Annotated in this window: 23 protein-coding genes and 2 pseudogenes; 13 read left to right on the plus strand and 12 right to left on the minus strand. The window is 65.6% G+C overall.

What is annotated here, in order from left to right; genetic code table 11:
• Positions 1-8 precede the first annotated feature (8 nt).
• The 6 genes from AC1Q7F_RS30665 to AC1Q7F_RS30690 all read right to left on the minus strand — a co-directional run bounded on the left by AC1Q7F_RS30665 (position 9) and on the right by AC1Q7F_RS30690 (position 8,050).
• Entirely contained in the window at positions 9-1,562 is a 1,554-nt protein-coding gene (locus AC1Q7F_RS30665; RefSeq protein ID WP_492512347.1) for a S10 family peptidase, read from the minus strand.
• 29 nt (positions 1,563-1,591) lie between these two features.
• The gene (locus tag AC1Q7F_RS30670) at positions 1,592-2,950 is read right to left on the minus strand and encodes an MFS transporter (protein ID WP_492512348.1); all 1,359 of its coding nucleotides are present in this window, start codon (positions 2,948-2,950) and stop codon (positions 1,592-1,594) included.
• Positions 2,951-2,953: 3 nt separating this feature from the next.
• Positions 2,954-4,618 (minus strand): thiamine pyrophosphate-dependent enzyme, encoded by a 1,665-nt coding sequence (locus tag AC1Q7F_RS30675; RefSeq protein ID WP_492512349.1) that lies wholly within the window; start codon positions 4,616-4,618, stop codon positions 2,954-2,956.
• Between the two features lie 171 nt (positions 4,619-4,789).
• Positions 4,790-5,917 carry a histidinol-phosphate transaminase gene (gene hisC, locus AC1Q7F_RS30680; RefSeq protein WP_492512350.1) on the minus strand — a complete coding sequence of 376 codons (1,128 nt, stop codon included), beginning with the start codon at positions 5,915-5,917 and terminating at the stop codon, positions 4,790-4,792.
• A 2-nt stretch (positions 5,918-5,919) separates the two neighbouring features.
• Positions 5,920-7,110, minus strand: a complete 1,191-nt coding sequence (locus AC1Q7F_RS30685) for a Rieske 2Fe-2S domain-containing protein (protein WP_492512351.1) — start codon at positions 7,108-7,110, stop codon at positions 5,920-5,922.
• Positions 7,111-7,120: 10 nt separating this feature from the next.
• The gene (locus AC1Q7F_RS30690; RefSeq protein ID WP_492512352.1) at positions 7,121-8,050 is read right to left on the minus strand and encodes a PDR/VanB family oxidoreductase; all 930 of its coding nucleotides are present in this window, start codon (positions 8,048-8,050) and stop codon (positions 7,121-7,123) included.
• Between the two features lie 221 nt (positions 8,051-8,271).
• On the opposite strand from AC1Q7F_RS30690, the gene AC1Q7F_RS30695 reads away from it, so the two are divergent.
• Positions 8,272-8,748 carry a MarR family transcriptional regulator gene (locus AC1Q7F_RS30695; protein WP_492512353.1) on the plus strand — a complete coding sequence of 159 codons (477 nt, stop codon included), beginning with the start codon at positions 8,272-8,274 and terminating at the stop codon, positions 8,746-8,748.
• Positions 8,749-8,799: 51 nt separating this feature from the next.
• Here AC1Q7F_RS30695 and hpaR read toward each other — a convergent pair whose 3' ends face one another.
• The gene (gene hpaR / locus AC1Q7F_RS30700; RefSeq protein WP_492512354.1) at positions 8,800-9,300 is read right to left on the minus strand and encodes a homoprotocatechuate degradation operon regulator HpaR; all 501 of its coding nucleotides are present in this window, start codon (positions 9,298-9,300) and stop codon (positions 8,800-8,802) included.
• A 143-nt stretch (positions 9,301-9,443) separates the two neighbouring features.
• On the opposite strand from hpaR, the gene AC1Q7F_RS30705 reads away from it, so the two are divergent.
• Genes AC1Q7F_RS30705 through AC1Q7F_RS30745 form a run of 9 tightly spaced genes read left to right on the plus strand, consistent with a single transcriptional unit; the run spans position 9,444 to position 17,036 of the window.
• Positions 9,444-10,109 (plus strand): fumarylacetoacetate hydrolase family protein, encoded by a 666-nt coding sequence (locus tag AC1Q7F_RS30705; RefSeq protein WP_492512355.1) that lies wholly within the window; start codon positions 9,444-9,446, stop codon positions 10,107-10,109.
• Positions 10,109-10,894 carry a fumarylacetoacetate hydrolase family protein gene (locus AC1Q7F_RS30710; RefSeq protein ID WP_492512356.1) on the plus strand — a complete coding sequence of 262 codons (786 nt, stop codon included), beginning with the start codon at positions 10,109-10,111 and terminating at the stop codon, positions 10,892-10,894. The genes AC1Q7F_RS30705 and AC1Q7F_RS30710 overlap by 1 nt, the downstream gene beginning before the upstream one ends.
• Complete coding sequence (gene hpaE / locus AC1Q7F_RS30715; protein WP_492512357.1) at positions 10,891-12,357, plus strand: 5-carboxymethyl-2-hydroxymuconate semialdehyde dehydrogenase; 1,467 nt, start codon at positions 10,891-10,893, stop codon at positions 12,355-12,357. Before AC1Q7F_RS30710 ends, hpaE begins: the two co-directional genes overlap by 4 nt.
• Before the next feature lie 32 nt (positions 12,358-12,389).
• Positions 12,390-12,716: a hypothetical protein gene (locus AC1Q7F_RS30720; protein WP_492512358.1), complete on the plus strand. Its 327-nt coding sequence runs from the start codon at positions 12,390-12,392 to the stop codon at positions 12,714-12,716.
• Positions 12,713-13,540, plus strand: coding sequence for a DODA-type extradiol aromatic ring-opening family dioxygenase (locus AC1Q7F_RS30725; RefSeq protein ID WP_492512359.1), 828 nt, complete (start codon positions 12,713-12,715; stop codon positions 13,538-13,540). Before AC1Q7F_RS30720 ends, AC1Q7F_RS30725 begins: the two co-directional genes overlap by 4 nt.
• Position 13,541: 1 nt before the next feature.
• On the plus strand, positions 13,542-13,931 hold the full coding sequence (locus tag AC1Q7F_RS30730; RefSeq protein WP_492512360.1) for a 5-carboxymethyl-2-hydroxymuconate Delta-isomerase: 390 nt from the start codon (positions 13,542-13,544) through the stop codon (positions 13,929-13,931).
• A gap of 2 nt (positions 13,932-13,933) precedes the next feature.
• Positions 13,934-15,415, plus strand: coding sequence for an NAD-dependent succinate-semialdehyde dehydrogenase (locus AC1Q7F_RS30735; protein ID WP_492512361.1), 1,482 nt, complete (start codon positions 13,934-13,936; stop codon positions 15,413-15,415).
• A complete protein-coding gene (gene hpaH, locus AC1Q7F_RS30740) occupies positions 15,415-16,227 on the plus strand; it encodes a 2-oxo-hept-4-ene-1,7-dioate hydratase (protein WP_492512362.1) in 813 nt (270 codons plus the stop codon). The genes AC1Q7F_RS30735 and hpaH overlap by 1 nt, the downstream gene beginning before the upstream one ends.
• Positions 16,228-16,235: 8 nt before the next feature.
• Positions 16,236-17,036, plus strand: a complete 801-nt coding sequence (locus tag AC1Q7F_RS30745; protein WP_492512363.1) for an aldolase/citrate lyase family protein — start codon at positions 16,236-16,238, stop codon at positions 17,034-17,036.
• A gap of 366 nt (positions 17,037-17,402) precedes the next feature.
• On the opposite strand, the gene AC1Q7F_RS30750 is transcribed toward AC1Q7F_RS30745, so the two are convergent.
• Together AC1Q7F_RS30750 and AC1Q7F_RS30755 are read right to left on the minus strand one after the other, a co-directional pair.
• Entirely contained in the window at positions 17,403-18,740 is a 1,338-nt protein-coding gene (locus AC1Q7F_RS30750; protein WP_492512364.1) for an MFS transporter, read from the minus strand.
• Positions 18,740-20,551, minus strand: coding sequence for a CocE/NonD family hydrolase (locus tag AC1Q7F_RS30755; RefSeq protein WP_492512365.1), 1,812 nt, complete (start codon positions 20,549-20,551; stop codon positions 18,740-18,742). Before AC1Q7F_RS30755 ends, AC1Q7F_RS30750 begins: the two co-directional genes overlap by 1 nt.
• Before the next feature lie 181 nt (positions 20,552-20,732).
• Between AC1Q7F_RS30755 and AC1Q7F_RS30760 the strand changes: the two genes are divergently transcribed.
• Positions 20,733-22,211 (plus strand): M81 family metallopeptidase, encoded by a 1,479-nt coding sequence (locus AC1Q7F_RS30760; protein ID WP_492512366.1) that lies wholly within the window; start codon positions 20,733-20,735, stop codon positions 22,209-22,211.
• Between the two features lie 103 nt (positions 22,212-22,314).
• Here AC1Q7F_RS30760 and AC1Q7F_RS30765 read toward each other — a convergent pair whose 3' ends face one another.
• Positions 22,315-22,560, minus strand: coding sequence for a hypothetical protein (locus AC1Q7F_RS30765; protein WP_492512367.1), 246 nt, complete (start codon positions 22,558-22,560; stop codon positions 22,315-22,317).
• Positions 22,561-22,657: 97 nt separating this feature from the next.
• Complete coding sequence (locus tag AC1Q7F_RS30770; RefSeq protein WP_492512368.1) at positions 22,658-23,149, minus strand: tyrosine-type recombinase/integrase; 492 nt, start codon at positions 23,147-23,149, stop codon at positions 22,658-22,660.
• A 290-nt stretch (positions 23,150-23,439) separates the two neighbouring features.
• Between AC1Q7F_RS30770 and AC1Q7F_RS30775 the strand changes: the two are divergent.
• Positions 23,440-23,634: pseudogene (locus AC1Q7F_RS30775) on the plus strand (transposase); the annotation flags it as partial.
• A pseudogene (locus AC1Q7F_RS30780) lies at positions 23,631-24,074 on the plus strand (IS66 family transposase); the annotation flags it as partial. The pseudogenes AC1Q7F_RS30775 and AC1Q7F_RS30780, both read left to right, overlap by 4 nt.
• A 16-nt stretch (positions 24,075-24,090) precedes the next feature.
• Here AC1Q7F_RS30780 and AC1Q7F_RS30785 read toward each other — a convergent pair.
• Positions 24,091-25,514 (minus strand): recombinase zinc beta ribbon domain-containing protein (locus AC1Q7F_RS30785; RefSeq protein ID WP_492512369.1); only part of this gene is annotated, 1,424 nt, incomplete at its 5' end.

Below are 25,514 nucleotides of genomic sequence, written 5' to 3' on the forward strand. Positions count from 1 at the left end.
TTTAACGATCAGGGGCGATCACTCAAGGTATGATCATAAAAATTATCAAGATCACTCTTCATTTTTAACAGTACCTTCTGATCATTAAATGCCATGTGACCGGATTCATACAATTTATACGACACGTTCGGCACCAGTTGCGGTTCAAGCAGCATATGATCCAGCCCGTACTCTCCGGAGAAGAACGGCGTGCTCATATCGTAATAGCCACTCATGGCCAGAACCTTCAGCTGCGGGTTGGACCGCATGGCCGCCGCCAGATCCAGCGCCACGTTGGGAGAGGTGCGCAGGCGGTTGCCCGGCGCGCGGTGCTTGTGGTCCCACGCCCCCGCCACCTCCATGTTGTTCAGCGAACGGAAATTCATGGGCGTCCTGTAGCCCAGGTCACGGCTGAGATGATCGCGATAGGTCGACAGATAGGCGGAGGACACACCGGCGGTGGCCGGATCGTCGGTGGCGGGATCGAAGGTTCCGCTCATGGCACCATAGGCATGGGGTGCGGTGAAGCGGCTGTCGAAGCGGCCGGTGATCTTCGCATCGTCGCGCAACAGCTCGCGGCGATAGGCCTCAAGCTCGACACGCAGGTTGCGGCTCAGCAGATAATCGACCGGCAGGCCGATATACCGGCTCAACTGCTCGGCCACCGCCTGCTTTTCGGCCGGATCGATATTGTGGCCGCGACCCAGCGCCAGCGTATAGGGACCGCGCGCGAATTCCCGCACCTCCTTCATGAAGGTTTCAAGGCTGGCGGGGCGGTTCTGAAGACGGTTGTGGTACCAGGCCGTCGCGGCATAGGTCGGCACCAGCACGGCATAGTCATTGTCCGCCCCGCCATCGCCATTCACGACCAGCGACAGCAGGATGACGCCGTTGAACTGCATGCCCTGGTTCTGCAGGCGATAGACCAGACCGGCGGCCCGCGTCGTGCCATAGCTTTCGCCGAACAGATATTTGGGCGATCCCCACCGTTCATTCACCGTGACATAGCGGGTGATAAAACGGGCGAAACTGTCCATATCCTGTTCGGTGCCCCAGAAATAAGTGTCGGGGGTGTTGCCGATGGAGCGGGAATAGCCGGTGCCGACAGCATCGATGAAGACCAGGTCGGTCTTGTCCAGGATGCTGCCGGGGCTGTTGCGCATGATATAGGGCGCGGGGCCCGTGGCTTCCGGCGCGCGGGTCACGGCCTGCACGGGGCCGATGCCGCCGATATTCAGCCAATGGCTGGCCGATCCCGGACCGCCGTTGAACAGGAAGGTAACGGGGCGCGGCGCGGCGCCCTTGGGCTGGTCGACCGTGTAGGCGACATAGAACATGCTGCCTTTGGGGTCGCCCTCATGGCTGAGGATGGTCAACGTGCCGGCTGTCGCCTTATAGGCGATGGTCTTGCCGTTCAGGTCCGTCCTGTGCGCGGTGACGACAGCCCGTTCCTCCGCCGTGGCGCGGCCGGTCATGGCCTCCGCGGCCGACGGCTCCGCCGGTTTCTGTGCCAGGACGGGTGAAACGGCCAGCATGGTCGTCAGGCTCAGGGTGGCGCAGAAGGTGGCGGCTTTCAAACGCATGGCAATATCCCTTGGCTGAAGAACGGGGGTCATTGGCGGCTCTCCGCCAGGGTCATTTCCTGATAACGTTGGCGATACTGCTTCATGCCCAGCCATAGCAGGACGAAGGTCACCGGGCCGATCACGGCCGCCGCCGTGGCCAGGGCATGCGGCAATGCCCGGTCGCCGGAGAAGACGAAATCCGACAGGAAGGCCGGCAGGATCGGCCCCATGCTGACGCCGATGATGCCCACGGCGAACAGGAACACGGCACCCAGCTGGGCACGCAGATGATTAGGCGCCACCATCTGGATGGCGGACGGGATCAGCACCGGCGTGAAGCCGATGAAGAATTTGAATGGAAACAGCATGAAGGCCATGGACGCCGCTGTCGGCATCAGCGGCATGGCGATAGCCGGGATCATGATGCCCAGCGCACCATAGGCCGTCAGCCGCAGACAGGCATCGGCACGGCCCGCCGCCAGCATGCGGCTGGACATCCAGCCCGCGAACAGCAGGCCCAGCGGCCCAGCGATCAGGGAAGAGGCACCATTGATGCGACCCGACTCCTCCACATTCCAGCCCCAGACGCGGATGAACAGCTCCGGATACCAGCTGTCGGAATAGGCCAGGACGGAGAAGAAGGCCGGACCGATGAACAGCGACAACGACATCAGCCTGTTGGCACCGATGAAGGCGAAGACATCGGCAAAAGGGAAACGGCCGGCGACCCGGGGCGCCTGCCTCACCATGCCGGTACGCGCCGGCTCCTTCAGCGTGGATACCCAGAGCGCAACCATGAGGCCCGGCAGGCCCACGACGATGAACACCATGTGCCAGGACCGCATGGCGCCGATCAGCGGCAGTTCCAGGTCCGGATGGGCCTTCACGGCGGCGATCACCTCCCCACCGATGATCATGGCCAGCCCGGCGCCGATGAACAGGCCGAACGTATAGATGCTCATGGCACGCGGCAGGCGTTTCTTGTCGAAACTGTCCGACAGCATGGAATAGGCCGACGGCGACAGGGTCGCCTCCCCCACCCCCACCCCGATGCGGGCCAGGAACAAATGGGCATAGGAATTGGCCAGACCGCACAGCGCCGTCATCAGGCTCCACAGCGTGATGCCGACCGCGATCAGGTTCTTGCGGCTGTACCGATCGGCCATCCAGCCGATGGGCAGGCCCATCAGCGTATAGAAGATGCCGAACGCACCGCCGGTCAGCAGCGCGAACTGGAAATCGCTGATCGCCAGGTCCGCCTTGATGGGCTCGACCATTAGGTACAGGATCTGCCGGTCCAGAAAGGACAGGACATAGGCTACCATCAGCACCCCGGTGACGTACCAGGGATACCAGCTCCTGCTGCTGTTGCTGCTGCCGGTGGTCGGGTCGGCATTCACACCCATGCGTCAGCCCTCCTTCGGCGCGGCCAGGGGGTTTGGCGGCGGCGGTGTCACCGGCGGCACAAACGAATGGATCAGGGCCCAGGGGCTGGGCATTTCGCCCACCTGCACCTCGATCAGGGCAGGACCGCCGGCCTTGCTGGCGGCTTCCAGGGCGCCGGCCAGTTCGGCCGGGCTGCGCACCTGGGCGGTGCGGATACCGAAGGCCTTGCCCAGCAGCTGATAGTCCGGATTGGTCAGTTCCACCGCGAATTCCCGGCCGAAGGTACGGCGCTGGATACGCTGGACATTGCCGAACCGGTTATCGGCGAACACCACAATGGTCAGGTTCAGATTATACTTGGCCGCCGTCGCCAGATCGTTGAGCCCCCAGCCGAAGCCGCCATCGCCCGTGATCGACAAGGTGCGCTTGTCGGGCGCACCCACCGCGACGCCCAGCGCGGTGGGGAAGCCGTAACCCAGTGTGCCCTGGTAACCCGGTGTCACGAAGGTGCGCGGCTTGTACACTGGATAGGCGATGGAGGAGAAATAGCCGACCTGGGTCAGCTCGCTGACCAGGGTGGCGTCATCGGCAATATGGGTGCGCAGCACGTCGGCATAGTCGGATTGCGGCTTGATGGCCTGCGTCTGTCCGGCTTCCCAGGATTTGACCTTGGCGATGTCGCCGCCGCGCGACGGGCGCTGGAGATCAACCAGCGCCGCGCCGATGGCTTCCAGCCCCAGGCGGATGTCGCCCTCAATGGCCAGGCCCGGCTGGCGCGGCGCCCCCATGTCGGCGGGGTCCACATTCAGATAGATGAAGCGGCATCCGGGGGCGGCATGGGTGGGCCGGGCCATCGCATCCAGGAAGCGGCTGCCCGCCACCAGCACCACATCGGCATGTGCAAACACGCAGCGCCCGCCCAGCGTGGACAGGGCCAGTGGATGTTTGGCCGGCAGGACGCCACGCCCGCCCTCCGTCATCACGACGGGGGCCTGCAGCTTCTCCGCCAGCGCCCGCAGCGCTTCTGCAGCATCGCCGGCCGTGGCGCCACCGCCGGCATGGATAACGGGGAAGCGGGCGCCCGCCAGAAGATCCGCCGCCTGGGCCGCCAGACCGGCATCGACTGGCGTCGGCGCAAAAGGCGCGGCGTCGAAAAACTCAACCTTGTCGACCTTGGCCTGCAGCACGTCGGGCGGAAATTCCAATGCCACCGGACGGGGCCGACCCGACCGCAACTCCACGAATGCCTGATGGACCAGGGCCGGAATATCTTCCGGCCGGCGGGCGATCCCATGCCACTTGGTCAGCGACTTCAGGATGCCGGACTGGTCGGCGATCTCATGCAGCATGCCATAGCCCTTGCCGATGGTCGGCAACGGGATCTGGCCAGAAATGAACAGGACCCGCGAATTGCAGGCCCAGGCCGTGGACAGACCGGCCAGCGCATTCAGCATGCCCGGCCCCGGCACCATCATGCACACACCCTCGCGGCCCGTGGTCCGCGCATAGCCGTCGGCCATATAGGATGTCGCCTGCTCATGACGCGGCACAATGAAGCGGATATGGTCGGCCGCCTCGCACAGGGCGTCCACCGCCCAGTCGAGCTGCACCCCCGGTATCCCGAAAACGGTATCGACCCCTTCACGGCGCAACTGCCCCACGAGAGCCTGGCCCCCGGTGATAGACATACCCGTCACTCCTGTTTCGGCGCGCCGGTCGTGCCGGGGCGCTTTTGATAGAATTTAACTCGTTAAATATCTTCCGCGCCAGCTCCAATTTGTAACAGGGCGGAATTGTTTTATTGGTTAAGGTTCCACACGGTCGTCCCACCCTTCACATACGAAGGTGGGGCAGCACCATCACGGCGCGCGGGAACCCTCCGGCAGCAGTTCGCGCAAGTGGGCTAGGAAGATATCGTTCTCTTCCACCAGACCGATGGACACGCGCAGCCAGGTTTTCAGCCCGTAATTGGCCACCGGACGGGTGATGATGCCGCGGCGCATCAGCGCCTGCGCCGTCCCCGGCCCGTCACCGACATGGAACAGGATGAAATTAGCCCTGGACGGCACATGGTCGAAGCCGCCATCCGCGAACGCCTTGGACAGGCGCGCATTCTCGGCCCGGTTCAGCTCTTCATAGCTCTGCGTGAAACGCCGGTCGCGCAAGGAGGCCATGGCCGCCATCTGCCCCGCCGTCGATACGGCGAACGGCAGCTGCAATCGCTTCAGGATGGAGATGATGGACGGATGCGCGATGCCGTAGCCGACGCGCAGGGCCGCCAGACCGTGGATTTTGGAGAAGGTACGCAGGACCAACAGGTTGCGGCGGATGGCGATCAGCCGCCCCAGGTCCGGCCGGTCGGCGGCCGGCAGGAACTCCCGGTAGGCCTCGTCCAGCACAACCAGCACATGGTCCGGCACGGCGGCCAGGAAGGCTTCCAGCGCCGCTGGCGCCACCGCCGTGCCGATGGGATTGTTGGGCGTGGCCAGGAACAGCACGCCCGTTTCCGGTGTCACCGCATCCACCAACGCGTCCATATCATGATCCCAGCCCCTGGCCGGAACCGTGATCACCGATGCCCCTTGCGCCGCCGCCCCGCTTTCATAGGAAGCGAAGGAATATTGCGGGATGACGGCATTGCGCCCCGCCCCCAACCAGCCGCGCGCGGCCTGCAGGATCAGGTCGCTGGAACCGGCACCCGGCAGCACCCACCCCGTCTCCACCCCATTTTCAACCGCCAGCAGCTCGCGCAGTTCATGACAATCGAAATCCGGATACTGATGGGTCAGCCTCGCCGTTTCCAGAATGGCTTCCAGCGCCTTGGGCGAACAGCCCATCGGGTTTTCGTTCGACGCCAGCTTCACGATGCGGGCCGGGTCCAGGCCGAATTCCCGTGCCACGGCCGAAATGGGCCGGCCCGGCGGATAGGGCGGGATTGCCGCGACATGGGCCAGCGCCGTCGTATCCTTGTCTTTCATCGTCACCATGGTCAGTCCGCCTTTGCGATCACGGCGCTGCCGGCATCCAGCCGCACCAATTCCTTGTCAGGGTCGAAAGCGACGCCCATCGGGTCGCCGCCGGCTGCCATCGCCGCCAGTTGCCGGCGATAGACGCGGCGCAGCATGGCAATGCCCTGGTCGGTGGAGGTGAGGTTCTCCTCCGAATGGAAGGTGATGTCACCCTGGCTGACATGCGCCTCATAATCGCCGGGGAACTTCTGGTGTTCCTCCTCGGTCAGCTCATGCCAGAGCTTGCCGTTGAAATGGGAGCGTATCTTGGAAAGCGCGCCCGCCTCCGTCACCCGGCCGGCGGAATAGATGCGGAAATGCGTGTCATCAATGGGCAGGACCCAGCCGAGCAGCGTGGCCGGACCATCCTTTTCTGCGCGCGGGCTGGCCACGGCGCGCACCGTCGGGAGCACAGCCTCGGTGATGCGGCGATGGGTGCCGTTCTCCAGGTCGCGCAGCTGCACCGACCGCACACCGCGTTCGGTATATTCGAACGTCACGCGCGGCATCAGGGCCATTTTTGCGATGAACTGGTTGCCGCTGAACGACCCGTGCAGGATGGGCACGTGGAACGGGTCCATCACATTCTCGAAATGCTGCAGCCAGTTGCAGGGCACGATGACCGGGCCGCCGCTGCCGATGGAATTGGCGTCGGCCTCGATGAATTCGCCCTCCTCCATATTCTCCAGCACGTCGTAGCGCGGCAGCATCGGCTGCTTATCCGGCGGACCCATATAGGCGAAGATCAGGCCATAGCGTTCCTGTAACGGGTAATGCGGCTGGCGAACCTTGCCACAGGTAGCGGCACCCTGGTCCGGCTCGCATGGCTGCTCCACACAGGTCCCGTCAACCGCGAACAGCCAGCCATGATAGCAGCAGCGGATGCCTTCCCGTTCCACCCGCCCGTAATAGAGCGAGGCACCGCGATGGGCGCAGCGCGGATGTACCAGGCCCGGCCGCCCCGCCCCGTCGCGGAACAGGATCAGATCCTCGCCCAGCACCCGTATCTGGCGCGGCGTCTCGTTCGCATCACTGGCCAGTCCGACCGGATGCCAATAACGGCGCAGCAATTCACCCATGGGGGTGCCGGGCCCGACACGGGTCAGTTCCTCGAAGAAGGTGGGGGCTGGCCGGCCATAGGCCGTTTTTGTTTCCCCTGTTCGTTGCGTCATTTTTCTGCCTTCAAAGATCGAGCGTCAGGCGCTGTCCCCTGGCACGGGAGCAGCAGATCATCATGGTCCGGCCGGCCGCCTTCTCCGCATCGCTGAGGATCAGGTCGCGATGGTCGGGCTCGCCAGCCAGCACCCTTGTCTCGCAGGTGCCGCAGACACCATTGCGACAGGAGGCCGGCACGCTGATCCCGGCCGCCAGCACGGCGTCCAGGATCGTCTCATCCGCGCCGACCCTGATGCTGCGGCCGGTCCGCGAAAGCTCCACCATCAGCGCCCCGTCATCGGCGCGCGGTGCCACGGCGCCGAAATGTTCGACATGCACATGGTCCGCCGGCCTGTCCGCCGTGGCGTCCTGGAACGCCCGGATCATCGGCTCCGGGCCGCAGCAATAAAGATGCGCGCCGGACGGCACGGCGGCGACGGCGGCGGCGATGTCGGGCGGGCCGCCCGCTTCCGCGTCCACATGCAGCCGGACCTCCCCGCCCATCGCCCGTAACTCATCGGCGAAGGCGGCCACGGACCGGTCGCGCACCGCATAGAACAGTGACCAGCGCCGGCCCAGCAGGGTCAGCCGACGCGCCATCGCCAGGATGGGCGTGATGCCGATACCGCCGGCGAACAAAGCGGTGAAGGGCGCGTCCTCATGGAGCGGGAAGCTGTTGCGCGGGGCTGACACCTGCACACGCATACCGGGCCGCGCCACATCGTGCAGCCAGCGGGAACCGCCACGGCTGGTCCGGTCGCGCCCCACGGCCACCACCAGGCGGCGGCCGTCCCAGGCGCTGGTCAGCGAATATTGCCGGATCAGGCCGCCCGGCAGGTGCAGGTCGACATACGCACCCGCCGCATGTTCCGGCAGCGTCACACCCTGGGGGGCGACCAGTTCGAAGGAACAGATGCCTTCGGCCTCCCAGGTGATCGACCGGATGAGAAGTTCCATTTCCGGGGACATCCATCATGTTCGGGGGATTAGGGGGCCGGTTGGCGCCCGGACAGCGCCGGCGCCATGGTCATCGGCTCACGGAAATAACTTAACGTGTTAAATTTCCTCCCGCAAGCTGGTTTTTTCGGTTAATATCATTTTCATCACGGCCCCATGTCATCCACGCCGGCATTGCCGGACGGCATGTCAGGCCATAGTCTCGATCAGGATCGCCATACATGCAGGTGGAAGCACCCGTGCCGCAACAGCCCGACTATGTGAATGCCGAACTGCGCCGCCTGCCCGTGCTTCTTCACCGCACGCGTGAGGCATTCTCCGCCCATTTCCGGTCCGTCTTCCTGGAGAATGACCTGACGGACCCGCAATGGCGCATCCTTCAGCTGATCCAGAAACATCCTGAAATGGATATTTCGGAGCTCTCGCGGCGTTCGTTCCTGCTGGGCCCCAGCCTGTCGCGCATCCTGCGCGACCTGACGGAGCGGGGCCTGATCGAACGGCACCCCGATCCCAAGGACGCGCGGCGCGCCTTCCACAGCCTGACGGCAGCCGGGCAGGCCCAGATCGACAAGGTCCTGCCCTGCTTCGACCCGATCTATGCCGACCTGGACCGTCGGCTGGACCGCGATCAGGTGCGTGAACTGAACGCCCGGCTGGAAAGCCTGCTGGCGGTGTTGCGACCAGATTCGGTGGATTGAGCACCGGTGGGATTGTCGCCTTCCGTCCCCCCGTCGCACGGGAAAGCCTGCTCACTCCTCCCCTATCTCTCCTCCGCCCAGGATATCGCAGAGCGCGTTCAGTTCCGTCTTCAGCGCCGCCAGACGCGCCGCGCCGAACTGCACCTCGATGGCGATGTTGGCGCTGGCCGCCTTGGGCGAAACATGCCGGATCAGGTCCAGCCCCGCCGGCAGGATGCTGACCAGGCCACGGCGCATATCCTCTTCCGATGTCCGGCGCCGGATCAGGCCGCGCGCCGCCAGATCGCGCAGGATGCGGGACAGGGAGGAAGGCAGCAGGCAGATCAGGCCGGCCAGCACCGTCACCTCCACCTCCCCCACCTCGGCCAGCGTGCGCAGGGCACGCCATTGCTGTTCGGTGACATCATGGTCGCGCAGAACCGGGCGCAGCCGCGCCATGACGCTTTCCCGCGCCCGCAGCAGGGCCAGCGGCAAGGACTGCGTATAGGGCCGCATCACGGCCGGCGGTCCATCCTCCGTCGCCGCCGCCGGCGTCTCCGGGTCCAACCCCATGTTTTCCCTCCCCTTTTTTCCTTGCGCCCCATTCTGCCCGCGCCGGGCAGGAATGTCGCGCAGATATTTAGCATGATAAGGAGTTGACTTATTTCACATGTTAAATAAATGATCCAGACATAAGCATGTCGGGAGAATGACAGGTGACCAACGAACCGTTCCCCCTGCCGCACGGCGGCACGGTCTACGGGCTGGTGCTGAACACGCGCACGGAACTGGCGCGGCTGGGCGCAAGCCTGTCCGCGCCCCCCTACAAGGCGCCGCCCAGCGCACCCGTGCTCTATATCAAGCCGCGCAACACGCTGAACCGCGACGGCGGCCGCGTTTGCGTGCCGGCCGGTGTACCGGCGCTGGAGGTCAACGCGACCCTGGCCGTCCTGATCGGCGCCGCCGCGACCCGCGTGCCCGCCGCGCGGGCATTGGACCATGTCGCCGGCTATGCGGTGGCCATCGACATCTGTGAGCCCCATGAGAGCTACTATCGCCCTGCCATCCGCCAGCGCTGCCGCGACGGGTTCCTGCCTGTCGGGCCGCTTGTGGTGCCGGCGGCCGCCATCACGGACCCGGATGCCCTGGACATCACCGTATCCGTGAATGGCGCGCCGGCCGCGCGCTGGTCCACGGTCGATCTGGTGCGGCCGCTGGCCACCCTGATCGCCGATATCACGGAATTCATGACCCTGGCGGAAGGCGACCTGCTGCTGGTCGGGCTGGACCCTGCCCCGGCGCGGGCCGGTGCCGGGGACCGTGTGACGGCCCGCATCGATGGCATCGGCGCCCTGACCGTCACGCTGGAAGGAGACATCTGATGCGGCACGCGCGCATCGCCTGGTCCGGCGGCATCCACCGGGCAACCGTTTGCAACGATGGCCAGACCCTGACCCTGGCCGATGGCCGCCGCGTGGCGGAGGCCGAGGTCGTCTGGCTGCCACCCGTCATCCCCGGCACCATCTTCGCCCTGGGCCTGAACTATGCCGACCATGCGGCGGAACTGGCCTTCAAGGCGCCCGACGAACCGCTGGTCTTCCTGAAGGGACCGAACAGTCTGCTGGGTCACAAGGGCACCACCCGCCGCCCCGCCGACGCCAGCCAGATGCACTATGAATGCGAACTGGCCGTCGTGATCGGCCGCACGGCGCGCAAGGTCAGCCGCGCCGACGCCTATGAGCACATCGCCGGCTACACGATCGCCAACGACTACGCGATCCGCGAATATCTGGAAAATTACTATCGTCCGAACCTGCGGGTGAAAAATCGCGACGGCTGCACGCCGCTGGGCCCCTGGATGGTCGATCGCGACGATATCGCGGACCCGATGAACCTGACCTTGCGCACCCTGGTCAATGGCCGGGAGGTGCAGAAGGGCACGACCGCCGACATGGTGTTCGATATTCCCTGCCTCATCGAATATCTCAGCGCCTTCATGACGCTCAGCCCCGGCGACCTGATCCTGACGGGCACGCCGCACGGCGTGGTCTATCTGAACCCCGGCGACACCGTTTCGACGGAGATCGACGGGATTGGCGCGCTCACCAACATCCTGGCCGATGACGTGGCCTTCAATATCCCTGCCAACGGGAACAACGCCCCATGACCATCATCAAGCACCTGATCGACGGCATGTCCGTCGACAGCGCCGACCGTTTCGAAACCGTCAGCCCGGCATCCCAGGAAGTTCTGGCCGAGGTTGCGGCCGGCGGCGAGGCCGAAATCGCCCGGGCCGTGGAAGCTGCCAAGGCGGCTTTCCCGAAATGGGCCGGCACGCCCGCCAAGGAACGCGCCCACATCATGCGCCGCGTCGGCGACCTGATCAGTGCCAACGTCGCCGAGCTGGCGGCATTGGAGACCGACGATACCGGCCTGCCGATCCACCAGACGGGTCATCAGCTGATCCCGCGCGCCGCCGACAATTTCCATTTCTTCGCCGAGGTGGCGACCCGGATGGACGGGCGCTGCTATCCCGTCGACGACCAGATGCTGAATTATACCCTGTATCAGCCTGTGGGTGTCTGTGGCCTGATCTCCCCCTGGAACGTGCCGTTCATGACGGCGACCTGGAAGACGGCGCCCTGTCTGGCACTGGGCAACACGGCGGTGATGAAGATGAGCGAGCTGTCGCCGCTCACCGCCGACCGGCTGGGCCAGATCCTGCTGGAAGCCGGCGTGCCCAAGGGCGTGTTCAACCTTGTCCACGGCTATGGCCGTACCGCCGGCGAGGCGCTGGTGAGGCACAAGGACGTGCGCACCATCTCCTTCACGGGCGGAACCACCACCGGCTATCACATCGCCCAGATCGCGGGGATGAAGAAGCTGTCGCTGGAACTGGGCGGCAAGTCGCCGGTGCTGATCTTCGACGATGCCGATGTCGGCCGGGCCCTGGATGCCGCCCTGTTCACCATCTTCTCGCTGAACGGCGAGCGTTGCACGGCGGGGTCGCGCATCTTCATCCAGGAAACGATCTACGACAAATTCGTGGCCGAGTTTGCCGCGCGCGCCAAGCGCATCCGCGTCGGCGACCCGCGCGACGAGACGACCCAGGTCGGTGCCATGATCACCCGCCAGCATTGGGAGAAGGTCACGGGCTATATCGATCTGGCCGAACGTGAGGGGGCGACGATCGTGGCCGGCGGCACGGGCCGTCCTGACGGCCTGCCCGACCGCGTGCGGAGCGGCAATTTCATCCAGCCAACCGTTTTTGCTAATGTCGACAACAATATGCGCATCGCGCAGGAGGAGATTTTCGGCCCCGCCGTCTGCCTGATCCCGTTCAAGGACGAGGCAGAGGGGCTGCGGCTGGCCAATGACGTGCGCTATGGCCTAGCCTCCTACATCTGGACCCAGGATATCGGCAAGGCGCACCGGCTGGCGAACGGCATCCAGTCGGGCATGGTCTTCATCAACAGCCAGAATGTCCGCGACCTGCGTCAGCCCTTTGGCGGCGTCAAGGATTCGGGCGTGGCCCGCGAAGGCGGCGAATACAGCTTCGAAACCTTCTGCGAGGTCAAGAATGTCTGCATCTCCATGGGCTCGCACCACATCCCGAAATGGGGCGTGTGACGGCGGCGCCGCGCATAAACAGGGAGGAACCATTGAGCCTCTACGCATTGCAGAAACTGCTCTATACCCTGAACCGTGAGCCGGCATTGCAGGGCGCGTTCCAGGCCGAACCCGTCCCCATCCTGGACCGTTTCGATCTGGATGCGGAGGAACGCGGGGCCATGCTGTCACGCGATATCGGCCTGCTCTATGTGCTGGGCGTCAACGGACAGATCCTCATGCATTTCGCCGCCTTCTGCGGCCTGCCCTGGGCCGACTATCTGGAAGCGATGCGCGAGGGGACGCGGCGATACGGCCCCGTGCGGGCCGGCGTCTATGCCATGACCACATCCGTTGACGAGAAGGTGGCCGGATTATGAGCCTTGTCTTCGCAGGCGTGACCAGTCATGGACCAGGCATCACCGCCCGGCCGGAAACCGCCGATCCCGTGAAGCGCGAAGCCTTCTTCGCCGCGCTGGACCGGATGCGCGAACAGCTGGAGGCGGCGAAGCCCGACGCGCTGGTCGTCGTCGCGGCGGAACATTTCGCCAATTTCTTCATGAACAACATGCCGGCCTATGCCATCGGCATGGCCGACCATTACGAAGGCCCGATCGAGGATGAGAAATGGCTGCGCATCCAGCGCAACAGCCGCATTCCCGGCGACGCCGACCTGTCGCGCCGCATCATCACCCGCGTGATGCAGGATGTGGACGTGGCCTTCGCGGAGGAATGGAAATTCGACCACGGCATTTCCGTGCCACTGCATTTCCTCACCCCGCGCTATGATCTGAAGATCATTCCGGCCAACATCAATTGCCAGGGGCCGCCGCTAACGCCGCTGCACCGGACCTGGGCTTTCGGTGAAGCGCTGCGCCGGGCCTGCGATGCGGTGCCGGAACGCATCGCCGTCATCGGCACGGGCGGCATCTCCCACTGGCCGGCCACGCCGGACAGCGGCAAGATCAATGAAGCTTGGGACCGGGAGTTCCTGGACCGCTGGTCACGCAACGACCGTGCGGCGCTGACCCGCTATACCGACGCCGAAACCTATCGCGACGGCGGCCAGGGCGGGTTCGAGATCCGGACCTTCATCGCCCTGGCCGCCTGTACCGGCGGAAAGGGCGATGTGCAGTTCTACGCCCCCATCCCGCAATTCGCCGTGGGCTGCACCGTGGGCATCATGGACATCCAGGACATCTGACATGCCCCACTGCATCGTCGAATATACCGACAATCTGGTGGCTGAAGGCGACATTCCGGGCCTGTTGCGCAAGGTTGCGGCAAAACTGTGTGACAGCGGCGGGGTATTCCCCCCCGGCGGCGTGCGGGTGCGCGCCATCCGGCTCAGCGAATATGTCGTGGCCGACGGACGCGAAGACGACGCCTTCGTCAACCTGACGGTCAAGATCGGGCCCGGCCGGCCGGAGGACTTCAAGAAGAGTTTCTTCTGCGCGGTTTTCAGGCTGGTGGAGGATCATTTCGCTGATCTCTATGCCCGCCGTTATCTGGCCCTGGCGCTGTATGTGGAGGAGGCGGACGAAGCCGGCTCCTTCAAGAAGAACAATATCCATGCCCGTTTCAAAAGGGATTGACCATGACCGGATTGCCCATGGGCCTGCTGGCCCTGGACCGCCCCGACCTGCTGCGCAGGGGGGCCTATATCGATGGGCGCTGGCTGGACGGTGCCGGGACCTTCGACGTGATCGATCCCGCCAGTGGTGAGGTCATCGCCACGGTGGCGGAAGGCAGCGCCGATCTGGCACGCCAGGCCGTGGACGCCGCCGCCCGCTGTTTCGACACCTGGCGCTTCACGACGGTGCGTCAGCGTTCCGCCATCCTGCGCCGCTGGTTCGACCTGATCGTGAAGCACCGCGACGATCTGGCGAAAATCCTGTCCTGGGAGATGGGCAAGCCGCTGGTCGAAGCCCGCGGCGAGATCGGTTACGGCGCCTCTTATGTCGAGTGGTTCGCGGAGGAGATCAAGCGGGCCGAGGGCGAAGTGCTGGCCCCGCCCATGGGTGACCGCCGCATGCTGACGGTGAAGGAGCCGGTGGGCGTGGTTGCGGTCATCACGCCCTGGAATTTCCCCATGGCCATGATCACCCGCAAGATGGCTCCGGCGCTGGCCGCCGGCTGCACCATCGTGGGCAAACCGGCAGAGGACACGCCTCTGTCGGCGCTGGCGCTGGCCGTGCTGGCGGAGGAGGCGGGGCTGCCCGCAGGTGCGCTCAACCTGGTCCCCGCGTCGCGCGCCCGCACGCCGGAAGTGTCCGATGCCTGGCTGGCCGATGACCGGGTGCGGAAGCTGTCCTTCACCGGCTCCACCCCCGTGGGCCGCCTGCTGGCGCGCGGATCGGCGCAGACGCTGAAGCGGGTTTCCATGGAACTGGGCGGCGATGCGCCCTTCATCGTGTTTGACGATGCCGACATGGATATCGCGATCAGGGCGCTGATGCAGGCCAAGTTCCGCAATGGCGGCCAGGCCTGTATCGCTGCCAACCGGGTCATGGTGCAGGCCGGCATCCACGATGCCTTCGTCGCCCGCCTGCAAGCCGCAGTAAAGGCCCAGACAGTCGGTGCTGCGACCGATGGTCATGCCGATATCGGCCCCCTGATCAATGACCGGGCGCTGGACAAGGTGGAACGGCTGGTCGCCGATGCCGTGGCCAAGGGGGCCACGGTTCTGGCCGGCGGCGCCCGCATCGACCGTGCGGGTTTCTTTTTCCAGCCAACGCTGCTGACCGGCGTGGCCGACGGCATGGCCCTGTCCTGCGAGGAGATTTTCGGCCCGGTCGTCGCCATACAGCGCTTCGCGACGGAGGATGAGGCCATCGCGCGGGCCAACGCCACACCCTACGGGCTCGCCGCCTATGCCTGCACATCGGACCATAAACGCATCTGGCGTCTGGCCAGCCACCTGGATGTCGGCATGGTCGGCATCAATGATGGCAGCATCTCCACCGAATCCGCCCCGTTTGGCGGCATCAAGCAGTCCGGGTACGGCCGCGAGGGGTCGTCCCACGGGCTGGATGACTATCAATCCATCAAATATGTCTGCATCGGCGGACTGGGGTGATGCACACCATGCTCGACAAGCACCTGATCAAGGAACTGGCCGCCCGCCTGGACGTCGCGGAACGTACCGGCGTACAGGTCCGGCAATTCTCGCTGGATCATCCCGGCATCACGATCGACGACGCCTACGCCATCCAGAAAGCCTGGGTGGACCAGAAACTGGCGTCGGGCCGCAAGGTCAGGGGACACAAGATCGGCCTGACATCCAAGGCGATGCAACGGTCGTCCAACATCACGGAACCGGATTACGGCGTGCTGCTGGATGATATGTTCTTTGGCGACGGCACCGATATTCCCCTGTCGCGTTTCATCGTGCCCAGGGTGGAGGTGGAACTGGCCTTCATCCTGAAGGACCAGCTGCAAGGCCCTGACTGCACCATCTTCGACGTGATCGCCGCCACCGATTATGTCGTGCCGGCGATCGAGATCATCGATGCCCGTATCCAGCAGGTGGACCCGGACACCAAGGTCACGCGCAAGGTGTTCGACACCATTTCCGACAATGCCGCCAATGCCGGGGTGGTTCTGGGCGGGCGCGCCGTGCGGCCCATGGATGTGGACCTGTCGCGCGTGTCGGCCGCGCTTTACCGCAACGGGGTGGTGGAGGAGTCGGGCGTGGCGGTGGCCGTGCTGAACAACCCGCTGAACGGCCCGGCCTGGCTGGCGAACAAGCTGCACGCCCATGGCGTGGCGCTGGAACCGGGCCAGGTGATCCTGGGCGGTTCCTTCACCACCCCCATCCCGGCCCGGGCCGGCGACACATTCCATATCGATTACGGCCCGCTGGGCAATGTCGCAATAAGGTTCGTGTGATGGGCGGCGTGGCATCCAACCGATTCAAGCAGGCCCTGGCCGAAAGCCGCCTGCAGCTGGGCTTGTGGCAGGCGCTGGCCAGCCCGGTGACGGCGGAGCTTTGCGCCGGGGCCGGGTTCGACTGGCTGCTGCTGGACGGCGAACACGGACCCAACGATATCCCGTCGCTGCTGGCGCAATTGCAGGCCGTCGCCGCCTTTCCGGCTACGCACCCGGTCGGCCGCGTGCCCGCGGGAGAGACGCGGATCATCAAGCAATATCTGGATATCGGCTTTCAGACCCTGCTGGTGCCCATGGTGGAAACAGCCGAACAGGCGGCTGCGCTGGTCCGCGCCTGCCGCTATCCGCCCGACGGCATGCGCGGCGTGGGAAGCGGCATCGTCCGGGCCTCGGCCTATAACCGCACCGCCGCCTATCTGGCCGATGCGGATGCACAGATCTGCCTGCTGGTGCAGGTGGAAACGGCTCTGGGCGTGGAGAATCTGAAAGCCATCGCCGGCACGCCGGGCGTGGACGGGGTCTTCATCGGCCCCGCCGACCTGTCGGCGGCCTTGGGGCATCGCGGCAGGCCCGGCCATCCAGAGGTGCAGGCGGTGATCGCGGAGAGCCTGACCACCATCCGGGCAGCGCGCAAGGCAGCCGGCATCTTGATGGCCGATCAGACCCTGGCAACCCGCTATATCGAGATGGGGTTTTCCTTCGTTGCGGTGGGTAGCGATGTCGGCCTGCTGGTAAAGGCCAGCGATAACCTGCTTGCCGGGTTTCGAGACAAAATTCCATCTGCCGGGAGTGGAGCAAGCGTCTATTGATTCCGACCGTCAGTCAGTTTGAATGGACGGAAGGCGGCTCAACGGTCCGCCGATCCGGTGTGGCACCCAGTGGGAAAACAGAAGCTCACGCCCCCTGAGGGTAATCCCAAATCAACCAATACGGAACCGAGCCCAGAAGATAGCGATCCGACGGGTGTGCTCGCTGCCGGTCAGGAGCGTGGCCGCGCGAATCTCCGAGATCCTTAAGGGGGACGAATTCGGGCTGGTTGCCGGCAAAGGCACCGCCAGACTGGAGGGTTCTGGCCTGGTCAGGCGGCCATGGCGGGCAGCCTGAGAGCAGATGGTATGGACAGCCCCTTTCCCCGCGACCTGCTGATCCGGCAGCAGGTGGCTTGGGCGATGTCGTCAGCGCCCCTCCCGCAGCATCGCAGCCCGGACCCGGCGAAGCATCAGCAGGGCGGCAATGCCCGACGACAAGGCCACGATGGACATGGACCAGCCCACCTTCTGCGGGTCACGGAACAGATAATCCGTCAGCAATGCCGTCATCGCCGTGCCCACGGCCAGCCCCATGATGACATTGCAGAAGGAAACCAGCGCCGTACCGACGCCGCGCATCTGGTTCGGCACGACATTCTGCAGCACCGTGATGCCGACCGTGCCGCTGATCGAGGAGTTGAATATCCACAGACCGAACAGCGCAATGGCGATCCCGCCGCTGCCGGCCAGCCCGGTGCAGCCGCCGATCAGCCCGACGGCCACGGCCAGCATGGCCACCCTCATGCGCCCCCTGTCGCCGCCCCGTCCCGCGGACCTGTCGCTCAGCAAGCCGCCGGCGATCGTGCCCGCCCCGCCGATGATGATCGACGCCACCCCCAGCGACCCCGCGATGTCCCCCGGCGAATAGCCGAACCGGCGGCTCAGCAGGGCCGGAAGCCAGTTCTGGATGGCGAAATCCCCCGCCGAGATCAGCGACACGGCCAGATAGAGGGGCAGCAGCACGCCGGCCCGGCGGCGGAATTCCCCCAGCACCGACCTCAGGTCCGGGATATGGGCGGGCTCGTCCGCATGCACGCGGCGTTCGGGTTCGCGCAGCAACAGCAGCAGGATCACCGGCACCACGCCCGCCATGCCCAGCACCAGCAGCACCGACCGCCACGGCGCCAGCCCGTCCAGCAGCGGGCCGACTAGCGGCAGCGCCGCCAACCCGCCACCATTGGCATATTCCAGCAGGCCCCCGCCGATGACGATGGCGGCCCCGCTGCCCACGGCCATGCCCGTCAGCAGGCAGCCGATGGCCAGCCCGCGCCGGTGTGGCGGAAACAGGTCGGCGATCATGGAAACGGCGGCGGGCGCGAAGGCCGCCTCCCCGATGCCCACGCCGATGCGCGCGGCGAACAGGGTGGCAAACTCGTCGGCATAGGCGCAGGCGGCCGTGCACAGACTCCACATCACCACGCCCGCCACGATCACCAGCCGCCGCGCCATCATATCGGCCAGCCGGCCGAAGGGCAGGCCCGCCACGGAATAGATCAGGGCGAAGGCCAGCCCCTGGACCAGCGCCACCTGCGTATCCAGCAGCTTCAGATCGGCCCGGATGGGATCGACCAGCAGCGACAGCACCAGCCGGTCGGAATAGGACAGCACAGCCACGATGAAGAAGACCAGAAGGCTCCACCAGGCCAGCAGCGGGGACGGCCAGGGGCTATCCGGCGCCCGGTCGTTTGCGGTCACGGCACTCATCAACGCTCACTCCAGGGGCGCAGGTCGACGGACAGGCTGCTGGGCTGGGCCGGCGAACGGGCGATGGTCCAGACATCGCCCTTGCCATATTGGCGGAAGGTGCCGACATCGGCGCCGGCCAGGCTGATCCGCAGCCGGTGGCCCTTGGCGATCAGGGCCGCCACGGGAAACGTGGGGAAGGCCACCTCCACCACCTGCCCCGGCGGCAGCGGCGTCGCGTCCGCCCGGTTATAGGTCACGGCCGGCTCTGCCTGGGCATAAGGCAGACCGCCCGTGGGGGCTGGCTTGCGATGCAGGGCGCGGAACAGCCCCTCCGTCAGATAGGTGACGCGCCCGTTCGGGGCCACGTCGCTGAGATAGGCGAAGAAGGCCGGGTCACCCGTGCGGCTGGCCACGAACAGGCGGACGGACGGCGTGCCGACCAGTTCCATGTCCGCCTCGAACGGGGCGCTGGTATAGGTCAGCAGTTTGGCATCCGCCGCCGCGCGGTCGCCATAGGCGGCGGGCGCCCCGATCTGCGTTGTCCAGCGCGTGGTCTGCCCCGTCGTGGCCGTTTCATCGACCGTGTAGGTATCGCTGCCGGCGGCGTCCGGCGCGGCCGGGGTCAGGGCATTGCCGGGGGCGAAATGGAAAGGGACGCGCTTCACGCCGGCGGGCGGCCAGTCGGCCGTGGTGCGATAGGTGCCTGCCCCCAGCACATAATAATGGATCGCGCGCGCCACCGGCAGACCTGCCCGCACATCGGCCAGAAAGCCGGTCATCATCTGCCATTGCGCATCGGCGCCGGGGCGCGGTACGGCATCATCGGGCCGGAACGGGTCGCTCAGCCGGTCGCCAGTATGGCTGTTGGCGCTGATCCAGACCTGCATGGGCACATCGGGCAGGGAGCGATAGCGGGCCAGCGTCCCCTCGGCCGTGCCGGCATCCATCCAGCTGGCCCAATATTGCACGGGCACCTTCTGCCGCGCGATGGCGGACAGGCGCGACGCGGGGCTGCTGGCGAACATGGAATAGCCGTTGGCCCCCTTGTCATCGCGGAACTCCGCCTGACGGTAATCATCGGGCTTCCAGTGGCGCCGCGCCGCCATGGCCGCGCGCATGCGGCTGAAATCCTTGTCATCGTCGGTGGGCTGCAGGCGGGGCCACAGTTTGGCGCAATCCCCCGCCCGCGCCATACAGTCCAGCGGCGCCTTGGGGTCCAGCGACTTGCCATAATCGCGCAGCAGCGTGTCGCCGCCCCACAATTCCATCATGAAATCGTTGGACACTCCGCCCGGCATGAACAGGTTGAGATAGGCATCGAAATCGCTTTGCCGGATGACGGCCCCGTTCAGGCCGGCGGGCGACGCCGTCGCCAGATCGGCCGTGTCAGCCATATAGGAAACACCCGTGGCGAAGACCTGCCCGTCCGACCATGGCTGGGCCCGCAGATGCGCGATCAGGCTGTCCATGTCGCGCACCTCGTCGGGCCCCAGCTCGACCAGACGATCACCGAAGGAGGCGGTGGAGCCGCGCGTATCGACGACGGCCACCACATAGCCCTCCTCCAACAGCCGCGCATAGCGCCCGCCCTCGCCATAGATGAACAGGCCGGCGCGGCCATAGCGGGTCTGGATCAGCACCACTGGATGACGGCTGCCGGCGGCCATCGCCTTGGGGAACCACAGGCCCACGGCCAGTTCCACCCCGTCCGGCATGGCCAGATAATAGGCACGGTCGGACAGGCCGGCCGGCCGTTCAGCCGCCACGGGCCCGTCCGCTCGTGCCGGTACCATCGCTGTCGCGGTCAGCAACGCCGCCGTCAGCGCCATGCCCCCCACGACCCGCCGCCATCTTACCGCGCCGCAGCCTGCCGGTGACGCCCATCGCCTCATATCCCTGTTCCCTTGGCTTCGATCATTCATACAGGGGTGCCGCTTTGACATTTCTCGTCACGGCCCCTACCATAAATGAGACTGATCTCATTTTTATAAATTGACAAGGGGAACAATCATGGCACCCAGGGCTTTCGTCACCGGCCTGGCCCAGGAAACCAACGTGTTCGGGCCACTGCCCACGGGGCTGCGCAGTTTCACCGGGCGGTTTTCAGTGCAGGGGCGCAGCGACGACACCGCCCCGCCCTTCCCGGAATCGCTGCTGCTGGGCGGACGAAAGCGGGCGGTTGACGGCCTAGTGGAGCTGGTGGAGGGACCGACGGCCGGGGCGCATCCGGGCGGGCTGGTCACCCGTGTGGCGTATGAGGCGTTACGCGACGCCATCCTGTCCGCCCTGTCGGCCGCACTGCCCGTGGATATCGTCGCCGTGCATCTGCACGGGGCGATGATGGCCGACGGCTGTGATGATTGCGAAGGCGATTTGCTGGTCCGTATCCGGGAGTTGGCGGGGCCGGATTGCGCCATCGGCGCCATGATCGATCCGCACGCGCATGTCTCCCCCGCCATGGTGCGGGCGGCCGACATCCTGGTCGCCTACAAGGAATATCCCCATACCGATTTCCGGGAGCGGGCGGAGGAGGTGTGGGACCTGCTGCTGGCCACGCATGCCGACACCATCCGCCCCGTCACCGCCCTGTGGGACAGCGGCACCATCGGCATTTTCCACACCTCCCGGCCGGAAGTCCGGGCCTTGGTGGATGAAATGCGGGCCATGGAGCAGGATGGGCGCGCGCTCAGCGTCTCGCTGATCCACAGCTTCCCCTGGGGCGACGGGGTCGATTTCGGCACCCGCGCCCTGGTGACCTGCGACGGCGACCGCGCGGCGGCGGCCCGGTTGGCGCAGGCGCTGGCGACCCAGGCCCGAACCCTCGCCCTGCAAACGGTGACCGGCGCGGTCACGCTGGACCAGGCGCTGGCCCTGCGCGCCGACGATCCCGGCGCCGGCCCCTATGTGCTGGCCGACAGCGCCGACAATCCCGGCGGCGGGGCGGCCGGTGACAGCACCTTCGTGCTGGCCGACCTGCTGGCGCGCGGGGTGGAAAGGGCCTGCATCGGTCCGATCTGGGACCCGCAAGCCGTCGCCATCGCCGTGGAAGCCGGCATCGGCGCCCACCTGGCCCTGCGCATCGGCGGCAAGACGGGGCCGCTGTCGGGCATGCCCGTGGACCTGATGGTGCAGGTGCTGGGGCTGGACCCGGCCGCCACCCAGGATTTCGCGGGCGAGGCCTTCCCCCTGGGTGCGGCGGTGGCCGTACGCGGCCGGGGCATCGACATCGTCCTGGTCAGCGAACGCGATCAGGCGCGTGGCCCCGACCTGTTTACGCGCCTGGGCGTGACGCTGGCCGACAAGGACCTGACCATCGTCAAGTCCAGCCAGCATTTCCACGCCGGCTTCGCCCCGCTGGCCCGCCGGGTCCTGTATCTGGACGGGCCCGGCAGCCTGCAGACCGACCTCGTCGCCTACCCCTATCGCTTCGTCCTGCGCCCGCGCTGGCCTATGGATCCCGTGGGGCGGGAGCCGTGGGCGGTGAGGTGAGCGAGTGAGATGGGGCCGGAAGCGGATGGGCGGGTTTTCGCGCTCGGAATATGGATTGCGGACATTCCCGCCCGCCCCGCCGCCGTCACCTTCTCCACACCCGCTATATCTCCGTCGTCTCCGCCAGTTGCAGGGCGTCTTCCAAGTCGACGCCCAGGTAGCGGACCGTCGTCCCGATCTTGGTGTAACCCAGCAGGATCTGCACGGCCCACAGGTTGCCGGTCTGCTTGTAGATACGGGGCATGGGATATTGCAGCTTGAGCCCGTCGGCGATCACCTCGTCAAAGGCGGCGCGCATGCCGGTGAGTTTCAGCGTGCCCATGATCTCCAGGATTTCATGACGCTCCATTGACCGTTCTCCGCAGGCTGTCATACCGCCCGCAATCGGCTGCCGGCGTATGCCGGAGGGTCAGGGCGGCGGGGGTGAGGATGCTGACGGGGGTGCCCTACTCGACGCGGATCAGCATGCGCGTGCTGTCGATATCGTCGACCTTGAGATAGGCCACCTCCGAGACCCGCAGACCCGCGCCATAGGCGACGCCGAGCGCGGCCTTGTATTTGGTCCCCGGTGCGGCCTCCAGCAATCGGGCGGCCGCCTCGACGCTGAGCACATCCGGCAGCTTGCGATTGTAGCGGGTGACGACCAGGCTCCGGGCCAGATCGGGGCGACCCAGGGTCACGCCGAACAGGAAACGCAGCGCCGAGACGGCGCCATTGATGGACGCCACACCGACGCCATTCTCGTGCTGATGAAGTTGAAAACGGCGTAGTTCCTCGCTGGTCGCGGTGTCGGGCGAGCGTCCGAGGAAAGCCGCGAAGGTGCGGACATGGCGCACGTAATCCTGCCTTGTATGCTCTCCCAGCCCCCGGATGAGCATGTCGTCGAGCATGCGCTGGCGGAGCGGGCTGACTGGCGTGGAAGGCGAAACATTGACCATCACAAGGTTCCTCTCGCATTGAAGGAACCTCTATGGTCAGACCGCGGCTCGGCCTGTCTCAACGCCTCCCTGCTCCTCGCGACAGCGCAGTTCGGCACCTATCCCGCGAAGCGGGTTCGTGCTTGGGGCGCAAACAGGTCGCGCTGGTTAGCGCCTGGCTAACAGATCGAGTATCCGGCACCTTGCTTTTAGTGCGGTTGGCCTCCTTCTCAGGTCGGCGTGGGCTCAGTTGAGGGATGAACCGCGCCGGGTTTGCCGGAGGCTCCACCTCTTGATTAGGATGGAGCATCATGAGCAAGACAACGAACAAGTTTTCGCCTGAGGTGCGCGAGCGCGCGGTGCGGCTAGTGTTGGTCAATGAGGGCCAGCACGGCTCGCGTTGGCAGGCCATCCTGTCGATCGCGGCAAAAATCGGCTGTTCAGCGCTGCCCCTGAACGATTGGGTCAAGAAGTCCGAGGTGGACAGCGGGCGCCGCGCTGCCATCCGATCCGGCGGGGGCGGGCCGGACTCAACCTCCTGGCCATGGTGCTGGCTGGGAAATATGCCCAGCATCTGCCGCTCCACCGGCAGAGTGCCGCCCATGCCCGTGAAGGGATCGACCTGAACGTCTCCACCCTGGCCGACTGGGTCGGCGCAGCGGCGGCAACCCTGGTCCCGTTGGTGGCGGCGATAAGATCCCATGTTCTGGCGGCTGATCGTCTCCATGGCGATGACACCCCGGTACCGGTTCTGGCCAAAGGCAAGACGGCCACCGGCCAACTATGGGTCTATGTGCGCGACGACCGACCGTTCGGCGGCAGCGATCCGCCGGCTGCCCTCTACCATTATGCCCGCACCCGTGCCGGCGAGCATCCGCAGCGCCACCTGGCTGGCTGGGCCGGGATATTCCAGGCCGATGCCTATAGCGGCTATACAAGTCTGCATCACAACACCCATCTGTCTATGTTGTTGAGTTAAATAGGTTTTGCTGATCAGGGTTTGATCCTGCGGGGTAGTTGGGGTTCTGCCGAGCGCGTTTCGTAATGGCTTGAGCCATTGGCGCGGTAAGATCGTCCCGGCTGAATATCCAGGGGCCGTCGGGCAGCGGGTGGATGGCTGTGATTTGGCCGGCTTCAGCGGCCAGCCGGAGCGTCTTTGGCGTTATGTGGAGTACCTTGGCAGCTTCATTCAGGTTCAGCCAGGGCTTACCCGCTTCATCGGCGGGTTTGTGAACGGGAATTCGATGATGAGAGCGTAAAGACGTAACGTGTTCCCGTGTCCAGCGGTTGCCGTTTCCCGTTACCAGACCGTTGCGGTTCAACATGCCGGCGATGACGTCATCACCCGCGATCAGAACCAATTGGCGTACAGCAGTGATGATGTCAGCCGGCGTGCTGTTGCGTTGACCCCGCCGCCGCTTGGGCGGGCGTATCTCGCTATGAACGCCGCCGGCCCAGTGAACGACCAGCACGATATCGGATGCCGTATCGTCGATATCGGCGATGACCTCGTGGATAACGGTCCTCACGATACGCTTTTTCAGCCGTGCATCAGTGGACGGAGCGGTCCAAATACACCTGAGATCGGCGGCGAGATGTGCCAGTGTGGTTGGATCGACAGTAACCGTCCCTTCAATGGCCCGTCCGGTGGCCAGGTGGGCGGCAGTTTTCGCTTCAATCTCCGCCACATGTTCCAATGCCGTATTCCAGCGCCTTTCCAGCTCGGCCGCCACTAACCGGTTGGCTGGGTCGGCAGCGTCATACTGCCGCCGGGCGCGATCCGCGACATAGCGCGCTGCTTCGAGATCGCGTCCGAGTGCATCGCCGAACTGATCACGGCGGTGGGCAGCATCCTGTCCGGCAGCAACAGCGGCGGCGATGGCGCCAGGCCCAACGATGGCGAGCAGCGCCTCCTCAATGGCATCGTCGACCCGCAAACCGCCGAATGAAATGCAGCGGAGCGTACCATTATCCATCCAGCCCCGGTTGCAACTATAACGGGGAATGTGGTGCTGGGCGCCGGTATAGCGCAGGGTCAGCTTCTGTCCACACCGACGACAGCGCACCAACCCGGCAAGGGGCGCGTCACCGTGTTTGGGGGCACCGTGATGGCGGCTGGCTGGCAGGTTGTTGGAGATCATGGTGCGGATCGCTTCGGCCCTTTCCCAGCTGACATAGCCTTCATGGCTGCCCGGAATCAGCGCCAGCCAGTCAGCGCGCGCCTTGCGTCCGGTTCTCGGGCTGCTGCCCCGGATGTCCAGCCGGGAGCCGGCACCCGAGCCGGTGGCGGTTTCGGCACCGCTTCCCATGGGACTATCGGGAATTCCGTGCTCGGCTGGGCCATACTGAAGCGAAAGGAGCTTCACGATGGCAGGACGCAAGGAAC

This window comes from Niveispirillum sp. GW835-FHT14G11, from assembly GCF_058793615.1.